Source organism: Chromobacterium fluminis, assembly GCF_011602385.1.
Classification (GTDB): Bacteria; Pseudomonadota; Gammaproteobacteria; order Burkholderiales; family Chromobacteriaceae; genus Chromobacterium; species Chromobacterium fluminis.
This window is the reverse complement of record NZ_JAAOMA010000090.1, coordinates 1-8,272: the sequence shown is the minus strand read 5'-3', so window position 1 is coordinate 8,272 and position 8,272 is coordinate 1. Positions and strand designations below refer to the sequence as shown.

The window sequence follows — 8,272 nt, the reverse complement described above, 5'->3', positions numbered from 1 at the left end:
GCATGCCGCCCAGCACCGCGCCGGTGGCGCGGGTGTTGGCGATGGAATCGTCGATGTGCAAGCCGAAATAAGTGCCCATCACGCAGAACACCGAGAACACCAGATAGCACACCAGCTTGTGCGGCAGGCGGATGGTGACCTGGGTTAGCGGGATGAACAGCGGCGTCTTGGACAGCAGATAGGCGATCACCAAGTAAACGCACATCTGCTGCAACAAGGTCAGGATCAATGAAAACTCGGTCAGCATGTGGGCAGCACAATAAGGGTGTGCCGCCGAGCATAGGCGAGCGCGCGCCGTCCCACTTTGGTCTGGATCAAACCGTTTTCAAGCGCCGCTGGCCAAACAAAAACGGCCGCCGAAGGCGACCGTTTCTTTCCATCCAGACTTTACACCGGGATGAGCGGAATCTTCCCTATCTTCACGCGCCACTCGGCCGGGCCGGTGTTGTGCACGCTGGAGCCACAGGAATCCACCGCCACCGTCACCGGCATGTCCTTGACCTCGAACTCGTAAATGGCTTCCATGCCCAGATCTTCGAAAGCCACGACCTTGGAAGCCTTGATCGCCTTGGACACCAGATAGGCGGAACCGCCGACGGCCATCAGATAGACCGCCTTGTTGTCCTTGATCGCCTCGATCGCGGTGGGGCCGCGCTCGGCCTTGCCTATCATGCCCAAGAGGCCGGTTTGCTCCAGCATCTGGCGGGTGAACTTGTCCATGCGGGTGGCGGTGGTGGGGCCGGCCGGGCCCACCACTTCGTCGCGCACCGGATCCACCGGGCCCACGTAGTAGATGAAGCGGTTAGTGAAGTCCACCGGCAGCTTCTCGCCCTTGTTCAGCATGTCCACCATGCGCTTGTGCGCGGCGTCGCGGCCGGTGAGAATCTTGCCGTTGAGCAGCAGCACGTCGCCCGGCTGCCAGCTTTGCACCTCTTCCGGGGTGATGGCGTCCAGGTTGACGCGCTTGCCGTTGGAGTTGTCGTAGGTGATGTCCGGCCAGTCTTCCAGGCGCGGCGCTTCCAGCGAAGCCGGGCCGCTGCCGTCCAGGTGGAAATGCACGTGGCGGGTGGCCGCGCAGTTGGGGATCATCGCCACCGGCAGGCTGGCCGCGTGGGTGGGGTAATCCAGAATCTTCACGTCCAAGACCGTGGTCAGGCCGCCCAGGCCCTGAGCGCCTATGCCCAGCGCGTTGACCTTTTCAAACAGCTCCAGGCGCAGTTGCTCCACGCGGCTCAGTTCCGCGCCGCTGTCGGCCTTGGCTTTCAAGTCCTGAATGTCCACATGGCTCATCAGGCTTTCCTTGGCCAGCAGCATCGCCTTTTCCGGCGTGCCGCCGATGCCGATGCCGAGAATGCCCGGCGGACACCAGCCGGCGCCCATGGTGGGCAGGGTCTTCAGCACCCAGTCCACGATGGAATCGGACGGATTCAGCGCGTAGAACTTGGATTTGTTCTCCGAGCCGCCGCCCTTGGCGGCACAGGTCACTTCCACGCCGTCGCCTTCGACGATCTCGAAATGCACCACCGCCGGAGTATTGTCCTTGCTGTTCTGGCGTTTGCCGGCCGGATCCAGCAGCACCGAGGCGCGCAGCTTGTTGTCCGGGTTCAGGTAAGCGCGGCGCACGCCTTCGTTCACCATCTCCTGCACCGACAACTCGGCGTCCCACTGCACCTTCATGCCCACCTTCAGGAACACCACGGCGATGCCGGTATCCTGGCAGATCGGGCGCTTGCCTTCCGCGCACATGCGGCTGTTGATCAGGATCTGCGCCATGGCGTCCTTGGCCGCCGGGCTCTCTTCCTTCAGATACGCCTGGTACAGCGCGTCGATATAATCTTTGGGGTGGTAATAGCTGATGAACTGGAAGGCGTCGGCAATGCTTTGCACGAAGTCTTCCTGACGGATGATGGCCATTTCGGGTTTCTCCAGCGTAGGGCGATTTTGGGGCTTGCCCTGTTATTTTATGGAGGCGCGCCGTCCGCGCCAATCCAAACCCTCAACAGTACCCGATAATACCGTCCGCGGCCAGCCAATGCCCCCGCTCCGGACCGGTCCAAAGTCTCGCGAGCAAGAGCGAGACAAGGCGAAAACCGCTCAAGCGCCGCTGCGGTCCTCGCGATCCTCCCTCGGGCTGTGGCCGAAACGCTTGCGATAGGCGCGGGAAAAATAGGACGGCGATTCAAAGCCGCAGGCCACGCTGATCTCCACCACGCTCAGTTCGGTCTGACGCAGCAGCCAGCGGGCGCGGTCCAGCCTCAGCGCGCGGTAGAACTCCGCCGGCGAGGCCTTGAGATGGGCGCGGAACAAGCGCTCCAGCTGGCGGCGAGTGGCGCCGCAGCGCGCGGCCAGCTCCTCCGGCGGCCATGGGTCCTCCAGTTGCTCCTCCATCAGCCGTATCGCCTGCGCCAGCTTCTTGTTGTGCACCTGGTAGCGGCTGGCCACCTGCAAGCGCTGGTGCTCGGACGGGCTGCGCATCTGGCCCTGCACCAGTTGTTCGGACACCGCCAGCGCCAGCTCGCGGCCGTGACGTCGCGCCAGCAAGGCCAGCGCCAGATCCAGCCCGGCCGCCGCGCCGGCGGAGGTAGGCCGCCGCTCGGTCAGGAACAGCTCCTGGCTGGCCGTCACCTGCGGATAGCGTTCCCGGAAGGCCGGAATCGCCTCCCAGTGCAGCGTCACCGTCTCGCCGCGCAGCAGGCCGGCCTCGGCCAGGATGAAACAGCCGGTGTCTATCGCTCCCAGGGTCGCGCCCCCGCGCTCCAGCCGCCGCAGCGCCGCACCCAGCTCCGGCGTGTAATGCCGCAGCGGATGGAAGCTGCTGACCACGAACAGACAGGTGCACGGCCCGGCCTCCGCCAGCGCGCCGTCCACCATCAGCGCGATGCCGTTGCTGGCCGCCACCGCCTCGCCGTCCACGGACAAGAGCCGCCAGCGGCTGGCGCCGGGCTGAAAGCGATTGGCGATGCGGAAGGGCTCCATCAGCGCGGCGAAGCCGATGAAGGAAAACTCCGGCAACAACAGGAAATGGTATTCGTCCACCGCGCTCTCCCCAATCCAAGGCCCAGCATAAGCGCGAGCGCCCGGTTCGCGTCAATACCAAATTGTCGCGCAATGAAAAGTAAGCGTCGCGGCCATCCGCTCCGCCGCCGCCGGCAGGCCGTTAAATCATCGACAGCCGTCCCCCACTCGCAGGCTTTTGAAGGAGCCCCGCCATGCAACAGCACGCCGCCATCCATTTCCCGCCCGCCGCGCCGCAACTGCCCGCCGATTTCTGCCGCGACATCGACCGCGCCCACACCCTGCCGGCGCGCTGCTACACCGCCGACGAGGTGTTCCAGTACGAAAAAGAACAGATCTTCGCCAAATCCTGGCTCTGCCTGTGCCACGGCAGCGAGCTGGCCCGGCCCAACGATTACGTCACCCGCCGGGTGATAGGCGAGAACATCCTGCTGCTACGCGACCGAGACGGCGCGCTGCGCGCCTTCTACAACGTCTGTCCTCATCGCGGCCACGAGTTGCTCAGCGGCAGCGGCCAGGCCAAGAATGTGATCACCTGTCCCTACCACGCCTGGGCCTTCAAGCTGGACGGCCAGCTGGCGCACGCGCGCAACTGCGAGCAAGTGGCGGACTTCGACCGCGCCGGCAGCCATCTTAGCCCGCTGCGGGTGGCCGAATACTGCGGCTTCGTCTTCATCAACATGGACCCGGACGCGCCGGACATCGACGTCGAATACGCCGGCCTGCGCGAGCACTTCATGCAAGTGTGTCCGCAAGTGGCGGACTTGAAAGTGGCCGAACGCGTGGTCACCACCACGCCGGCCAACTGGAAAGTCATCGTCGACAACTACATGGAGTGCTACCACTGCGCGCCGGCCCACCCCAGCTTCTCGCAATCGGTGACCACCGACGGCTACACCCACAGCCTTCACGGCCGCTGGACCTTGCAGCGCGGCGCCGCCCAATCCAGCGACAGCAGCTACGCCTTTGACGGTGAGGCCGCCAACCAGGCTTTCAACGGCTACTGGCTGTGGCCCGGCGTGATGTTCAATGTGGTGCCCGGCGACGCGGCGATGACGGTGATCTACGAATTTCCGGAATCCGCCGGCGTCACCGTCCAGCATTACGAAATCCTCTTCCTCAACCAGGATTTGAGCGAGGAGCAACGCCGCTTCGTCAGCTGGGCGCGCGACGAATTCCGCCCCGAAGACCTGCGGCTGGTGGAAAGCGTGCAACGCGGGCTGCAATCGCGCGGCTACCGCGGCCAGGGCCGCATCATGGCGGACAGCCAGCGCAGCGGCATCAGCGAGCACGGCATCGCCCATTTCCACCAGATGGTGGCCGCCGCCTACCGCGGCTGAACCGGAGCGCCGCGCATGCCCGCCATCGTCACCGAAGTCTGCGCCATCGAAGAAGTGGCCGCCGGCGTCAAAACCTTCACCCTGCGGCCGCTGGACGGCCCGGCCCCGCCCTGCCCGTCCGGCAGCCACATCGTGGTGGACATGCCGCCGCCGGGCCGGCCGGCGGCCTACTCGTTGCTGGACCCCGGCGGCGGGGTCTACCGCATCGCGGTCAAACACGAGCCGGATTCGCGCGGCGGCTCGCGTTATCTGCACGCACTGGCGCCGGGCAGCCGCCTGCGGGTGCAAGCGCCGGCCAACCAGTTCCCGCTGGCCGCCGTGCCCGGTCCACGGCTGTTCATCGCCGGCGGCATCGGCATCACCCCCTTCATCGCCCATATGGCGGCGCTGGGCGCTGACGCGAACTACCAGCTGCACTACGCCTTCCGCGACGCCGCCGGCGCCGCCTTCGCCGCCCAGCTGGCCAACCGAAGCGAACGGGGCGACGCCAGAATCCGCCTGTACGAAAGCCGGGCCGGCCGCAAGCTGGACCTGGACGCGCTGATCGCCGCCGCGCCGGCGGACAGCCAGGTATACGTCTGCGGGCCGGAACGGCTGATCGCGGCAACGGCGGACGCCTGCGCGCGGCGCTGGCCGGCCGGGCGGCTGCACTATGAGCGCTTCAGCGCCGACACGGCGGCCGAGAGCGCCGGCTTCGAGGTGGAACTGGCCCGCTCCGGCCTGCGGCTGCGAGTGGACGCCGACGAATCCATCCTGGCAGCGATAGAACGGCAGAGCTCGCTGCGACCGGACTGTTTATGCCGGGAAGGCTATTGCGGCAGCTGCGAAACCAGGCTGCTGGCCGGCGACGCCGAACACCGCGACCAATACTTGAACGAGGCGGAGCGGCGGGAGCGCATCATGATCTGCGTGTCGCGAGCGGCGGGGAGCGGGCCGCTGGTGCTGGATTTGTAACTAAGGCCCGCTAACAAAACCCCTGATCCTGCGTTGCGCCTCCTGGTCGTACCACTTGTACTGCCTGCGTCGGCGCGCCTTGCCTCAGGTACGCTGCGCGGTTTTGTTCGCGGGCCTAGGCTGAGTGCGCTCCGCGGCACATCCATGCTCAAACAGCAAAATTAACCGCTTTTACGGCCGACACAACAGCTTTTCTAGCGCGGTCTTGGCCAGGAAACCGCTACGGCTATCGTATTCCGGGTGGGAAGCGACATATTCATCGATACGGTGCAGAAGGTTAGCCGGCAACGTGACATTGATCTTGGTCGCTTTACCCAGATAGCGGGTGATGTCCACATCCACCAGCGCCCAGAGATGGCCGGCAAACTCGGATTTACCGACATGAGCCTGCGCGCTGCTGGCCAGAGGGATGACGTCCAGGTCTTCCACCAGCCCTTCCAGATGTAGCTCAATGGCTTCGCGGGCGTTCCGGATGGCCTCATCCAGAGTGTCCCCGGCGGAGAAGCAGCCGGGCAGATCCGGCACGATGACGCCGTAGGCATGTTGGTCGTCACCGGGTTCAACTGCAATCGGGTAGTACATAATGGTTCCTTACTTGAGACCCGCTTGTTTCTTGATACTGTTCAGCGTGCCTATCGGTATGTCCTTCTTGGGGTGAGGCACCGTCACCCGGCCGGTCTTGATCGGGTGTTTGAACTGTTGATGGCTGCCCTTGGCGGCAACCAGATACCAGCCGTCGGCCTCTATCATGCTGATGACTTCTTTGCTGGTCACGGCGTCGCCCCTACACTTAGAACCGGTTTGCGATCTGCTACGCTTCGTGAACACGGTACGGTGAGAACAGCTTCAGAATGCTCAGGTAGCACTTCTACATTCTGCTTTTGTTTTAACCTTGTCGCGCCCTTGCACGCACGACATTTGAGCAGACTATCGGACAGAGCTTATTGTAGCTTCTACAACAGGCCAGTCAATAACCCTGGGGTTATTGATCCGGCAGCCAAGCGCTCTGGCTCCCAATCAGCGACTCAGCTGCGAGGGACGCCATGCCCCGCTCCGCTCACCCCAACACCGTGCGCGCCAGCTGTATCCCGTGTTTCTTCAACTTGTACTGCAAGGTGGCGCGTGGCAGGCCCAGCCGGCGCGCCGCCTCGGTCAGATTGGCGCAGCCCTCCAGGCAATCCACCAACAGCCGGCGCTCATAGCGCGCCATCCGCTGCTCCAGCGTGCCCTCGCCGTCCGGCGGCGGCGCGGCCGGCGCCGACGGCCGGCGTTCCTCCACGCGCCGCTGCGCCGCCTCGCCCTCTTCCTCCAGCAGCAGGAAATCCAGTTCGTCCCCGCCCTCGCACAGAATCAGGCTGCGCAGCAGCACGTTCTCCAGCATGCGCACATTGCCCGGCCAGTGATAGCGCAGCATGCGCTCCATCACCGCGTGGCTGATGCGCTGCACGCGGTGGCCGGTGACCTTGCCGTGCTTGCGCAAGAAAGCCTGCGCCAGCAGCGGGATGTCCCGCAGCCGCTCGCGCAGCGGCGGCACCGCCAGACAGCCCACGTTCAGCCGGTACAGCAAGTCCGGCCGGATCTTGCGCTCGTCCAGCATCCGCTGCGGCGACTCGTTGCTGGCCGCCACCACCCGCACGTCCACGCGCACCTCCGCGCCGGAGCCCACCCGGCTGAACGTGCCCTCCTGCAAGGCCCGCAGCAGCTTGCCCTGGATGGACAGCGGCAGCGAATTGATCTCGTCCAGAAACAGAGTGCCGCCATGGGCGGACTCCAGCACGCCGCGCCGGTCCTCCGCCCCGGTGAAAGCGCCGCGCACGGTGCCGAACAAGGTGCTTTCAAACAGCGGCTCCGGCAGCGCCGCGCAATTGAGCACCACGAAGGGGCGCTCGGCGCGCGGCCCTTCCTGATGCAGCAAGCGGGCGAACAACTCCTTGCCGGTGCCGGTTTCGCCGTGGATCAACACCTGCACGTCGGCGCGCGCCAGCCGCCGGGCCTGGTGGATCAGCTGTTTCATCGCCGCGTCGTCGGTGATGATGCCCATCAGCCCGCCGTCGGCCTCCTCCTCCACGCTCTGCTGCAAATCCACCAGCGCCTGATGCAGCGGGCTGACCACGGTCAGATCGCGGGACAATTCCACCGCGCCGACGATGCGGCCGTCGGCGCGCTTCAGCGGCAGCGTGGTATGCACCTGATGCACCGCCTTGCCCCTGGGATTCCTGTAGCGCTGGTAATGATTGCGGTAGCTGCGGCCCTGCCGCAGCGCCTGCAACAGCGTGCTGCTGTTCTCGTCCAGTTCCGGGTACAGCTCCAGCAGATAGGCCCCCAGCGCCTGCTCCGCGGTGTATTCGTCCAGCTGCGAGCACTCCTGGTTGTAATAGGCGTAGCGCCCGTCCTGGTCGATGATGGCCACCGAGAGGCCGATCGCGTCGAAAAAATCGCCAAACAGCGCAATGCCCTGGTTCAGGTCCGTGTCCATATCTCCCCCTTCTCCTTTACGAACCTGTTCAAAGTCTGCTGCGCTTCAGCGATACGGCATTAAAAACAAGCTCAAAATGCTCATGTTCCGCTTTTTCGCTCGTTTTCGCCTTGTCTCGCCCTCGCTCGCTAGCCTTTGAACAGGCTCTTAGCCGCTTAAACTGCTGGCGCCGAAAATTCGGCGTTTTTATGAATAGTTGCAGTATTGACGGTTTTTATCGCCTCGAGCAAGCGCAAAAACCTTTTAAATTCATGCAATTAAAAAAACAGACCCGCTGGCATGGATGTTGCCACGCCTTACACTGTCGCGCTAAGAGCGGCTAACAAAATCAGTTTCACGTCTGAGGCAAGGCGCGCCGACGCAGGCAGTACTTGAGTACGGCAAGTCGGCGCAACGCAGCATCAGGAATTTGTTAGCCACTCTCAGGCGCGGCACACAACTACAGCAGGCTGCCACAGCCGCAAGGAGGAGAGCCCATGCATCACCC

The 8,272-nt window shown here is 64.3% G+C and carries 8 protein-coding genes; 2 read left to right on the top strand and 6 right to left on the bottom strand.

Annotation, left to right across the window (positions count from 1 at the left end; genetic code table 11):
* The 3 genes from HA052_RS26570 to HA052_RS26560 form a co-directional block, all read right to left on the bottom strand.
* Positions 1-247, bottom strand: a 247-nt coding sequence (locus tag HA052_RS26570) for a LytS/YhcK type 5TM receptor domain-containing protein (protein WP_277345163.1), incomplete at its 3' end; no start/stop codon positions are given.
* A 140-nt stretch (positions 248-387) separates the two neighbouring features.
* Positions 388-1,914 carry a fumarate hydratase gene (locus HA052_RS26565; RefSeq protein WP_166454353.1) on the bottom strand — a complete coding sequence of 509 codons (1,527 nt, stop codon included), beginning with the start codon at positions 1,912-1,914 and terminating at the stop codon, positions 388-390.
* Positions 1,915-2,094: 180 nt separating this feature from the next.
* Positions 2,095-3,036 (bottom strand): GlxA family transcriptional regulator, encoded by a 942-nt coding sequence (locus tag HA052_RS26560; protein ID WP_346774595.1) that lies wholly within the window; start codon positions 3,034-3,036, stop codon positions 2,095-2,097.
* Between the two features lie 173 nt (positions 3,037-3,209).
* Here HA052_RS26560 and HA052_RS26555 point away from each other — a divergent pair, with 173 nt between their 5' ends.
* On the top strand, positions 3,210-4,355 hold the full coding sequence (locus tag HA052_RS26555) for an aromatic ring-hydroxylating oxygenase subunit alpha (protein WP_166454352.1): 1,146 nt from the start codon (positions 3,210-3,212) through the stop codon (positions 4,353-4,355).
* Positions 4,356-4,370: 15 nt separating this feature from the next.
* Entirely contained in the window at positions 4,371-5,309 is a 939-nt protein-coding gene (locus tag HA052_RS26550) for a PDR/VanB family oxidoreductase (protein WP_166454351.1), read from the top strand.
* Positions 5,310-5,480: 171 nt separating this feature from the next.
* On the opposite strand, the gene HA052_RS26545 is transcribed toward HA052_RS26550, so the two are convergent.
* The 3 genes from HA052_RS26545 to HA052_RS26535 form a co-directional block, all read right to left on the bottom strand.
* Positions 5,481-5,891: a type II toxin-antitoxin system HicB family antitoxin gene (locus HA052_RS26545; protein WP_081551195.1), complete on the bottom strand. Its 411-nt coding sequence runs from the start codon at positions 5,889-5,891 to the stop codon at positions 5,481-5,483.
* 9 nt (positions 5,892-5,900) lie between these two features.
* Positions 5,901-6,083 carry a type II toxin-antitoxin system HicA family toxin gene (locus HA052_RS26540; RefSeq protein WP_043634155.1) on the bottom strand — a complete coding sequence of 61 codons (183 nt, stop codon included), beginning with the start codon at positions 6,081-6,083 and terminating at the stop codon, positions 5,901-5,903.
* A gap of 283 nt (positions 6,084-6,366) precedes the next feature.
* Positions 6,367-7,785 (bottom strand): sigma-54 interaction domain-containing protein, encoded by a 1,419-nt coding sequence (locus HA052_RS26535; RefSeq protein WP_166454350.1) that lies wholly within the window; start codon positions 7,783-7,785, stop codon positions 6,367-6,369.
* Positions 7,786-8,272: the final 487 nt, after the last annotated feature.

Coding starts and splice junctions, on each gene's coding strand:
- HA052_RS26555 (WP_166454352.1), top strand. CDS start 3,210: ATGCAACAGCACGCCGCCATCCATTTCCCGCCCGCCGCGCCGCAACTG.
- HA052_RS26535 (WP_166454350.1), bottom strand. CDS start 7,785: ATGGACACGGACCTGAACCAGGGCATTGCGCTGTTTGGCGATTTTTTC.
- HA052_RS26550 (WP_166454351.1), top strand. CDS start 4,371: ATGCCCGCCATCGTCACCGAAGTCTGCGCCATCGAAGAAGTGGCCGCC.
- HA052_RS26565 (WP_166454353.1), bottom strand. CDS start 1,914: ATGGCCATCATCCGTCAGGAAGACTTCGTGCAAAGCATTGCCGACGCC.
- HA052_RS26545 (WP_081551195.1), bottom strand. CDS start 5,891: ATGTACTACCCGATTGCAGTTGAACCCGGTGACGACCAACATGCCTAC.